The sequence below is a fragment of the Azospira sp. MPR-E4 genome (genome assembly GCF_058809645.1).
This window is the reverse complement of record NZ_JBXAST010000110.1, coordinates 1-1,679: the sequence shown is the minus strand read 5'-3', so window position 1 is coordinate 1,679 and position 1,679 is coordinate 1. Positions and strand designations below refer to the sequence as shown.

At 70.6% G+C, this 1,679-nt stretch carries 3 protein-coding genes; all 3 read left to right on the top strand.

Going from position 1 to position 1,679, the window contains the following annotated elements; all coding sequences use genetic code 11:
* Positions 1 to 63 precede the first annotated feature (63 nt).
* The 3 genes from AC1RTA_RS16540 to AC1RTA_RS16530 are packed head-to-tail and all read left to right on the top strand — an operon-like array spanning position 64 to position 1,638.
* Positions 64 to 303: an RNA recognition motif domain-containing protein gene (locus AC1RTA_RS16540; RefSeq protein WP_014237347.1), complete on the top strand. Its 240-nt coding sequence runs from the start codon at positions 64 to 66 to the stop codon at positions 301 to 303.
* 10 nt (positions 304 to 313) lie between these two features.
* Positions 314 to 976: a paraquat-inducible protein A gene (locus AC1RTA_RS16535; RefSeq protein ID WP_492785361.1), complete on the top strand. Its 663-nt coding sequence runs from the start codon at positions 314 to 316 to the stop codon at positions 974 to 976.
* Positions 973 to 1,638 (top strand): paraquat-inducible protein A, encoded by a 666-nt coding sequence (locus AC1RTA_RS16530; RefSeq protein ID WP_492785360.1) that lies wholly within the window; start codon positions 973 to 975, stop codon positions 1,636 to 1,638. Before AC1RTA_RS16535 ends, AC1RTA_RS16530 begins: the two co-directional genes overlap by 4 nt.
* Positions 1,639 to 1,679 lie beyond the last annotated feature (41 nt).

Here is a 1,679-nt window from a genome sequence, read left to right as displayed (position 1 = left end):
GCCCCGGAGCGCCGCCGGGCGCCCCTGACAAGCACCACCCTTCCACCAGCCCCTGGACTTCCGATGAAAAAGATCATGTTCTCCGGCCTCCCCGCCGACGTCAGCGAAAGCGGACTGCGTCAGGCCCTGGCGCGCTTCGGCCCCGTCGGCGAGATCGCCATCGTCCGCGACGGCGACCCGCAACAGCCCATCGCCATCGTCGAGATGCGCATCACCGACCAGGCCGCCTTCGACCTCACCACCCGCATCACCGACATCTGGCACGACGGCCGGCGCATCAACGCCTGGGTGCTGCTGCACTGAGACGCGCCCCATGCCTGCACCGCCGAGCGAGGCCGCCATGCCCGCCGCCCCCCTCACCGCCTGCCACGAGTGCGACCTGCTGCTGCAGCCGGTGGCCCTGACGGTGCCCCGCAGCCGGGCCCACTGCCCCCGCTGCGGAGCCCGCCTCTACACCTTCCACCGGGACCGGCTGGAGAAAATCCTGGCCCTGACCCTGGCGGCCCTGGTGCTGCTGCTCACCGCCAACCTGTACCCCATCGTCGGCCTCAACATCCAGGGCAACTACACCGAAACCACCGTCATCGGCGCCGTCCGGCACCTCTGGCAGGATGGCCGGGAGGCCCTGGGCGGCCTGGTGCTGCTGACCACGGTGCTGATGCCGGCCATCGAGCTGGGCGCGGTGCTGTGGCTGGTGCTGCCCCTGTGGCAGGGCCGCCGCTCGCCGGCCTTCGCCCCGGTCTTTCGCGCCTTCCGCCTGGCCCATCCCTGGGCCATGGTGGAAGTGTTCATCCTCGGTGTCCTGGTCTCCCTGGTGAAGCTGGCCCACCTGGCCGACGTGCTGCCGGGGCCGGCCATCTGGTGCTTCGGCGGCCTCATGCTGCTGCTGGCCGCCCTGGCCGGCCTGCTCGACGGCCATACCCTGTGGCAGGCCTGGGACGAGGCGCGCCCGGACGACGGGGCCAAGCCGGCATGAGCCGCCGCCATACCGCCGCCAGCCAAGGGCTCGCCGTCTGCGAGGTATGCGGCCAGCTGGCTTCCCTGGAACAGCACGAACACTGCCCCCGCTGCCAGGCGCCCCTGCACCTGCGCAAGCCGGACAGCCTGGCCCGCACCTGGGCCCTGATGCTGGCCGCCTACGTGCTCTACCTGCCGGCCAACCTGCTGCCCATCATGGAGACCCGCTCCCCCTTCGGCACCCAGCACGACACCATCATGAGCGGGGTGGTGGTGCTGTGGGATACGGGCTCCTGGGAACTGGCCCTGGTGGTCTTCTGTGCCAGCATCGTGCTGCCCATGCTCAAGCTCTTTTCCCTCACCTACCTGCTGCTCAGCGTGCATCGCGGCTCCCACCGCAACACCCGGCAGCGGGCCCGGCTCTACCGGCTGCTGGAACTGATCGGCCGCTGGTCCATGCTCGACGTCTATGTGGTCACCCTGCTGGTGGCCCTGGTCCAGGTCCAGTCCCTCGCCATCATTTCCCCCGGGCCCGGGGTGGTGCCCTTCGGCGCCGTGGTGGTGCTGAGCATGCTCGCCACCATGGCCTTCGACCCGCGCCTCATATGGGACCGGGCCGTTCCCCAGACCGTACCCCCTGACACTTCTGCCGCCTCCGCCGAGGAACACCGCCATGCCTGACGACACGCCCCTGCCCGCCGCCGAGACGGTCCGCGTCACCC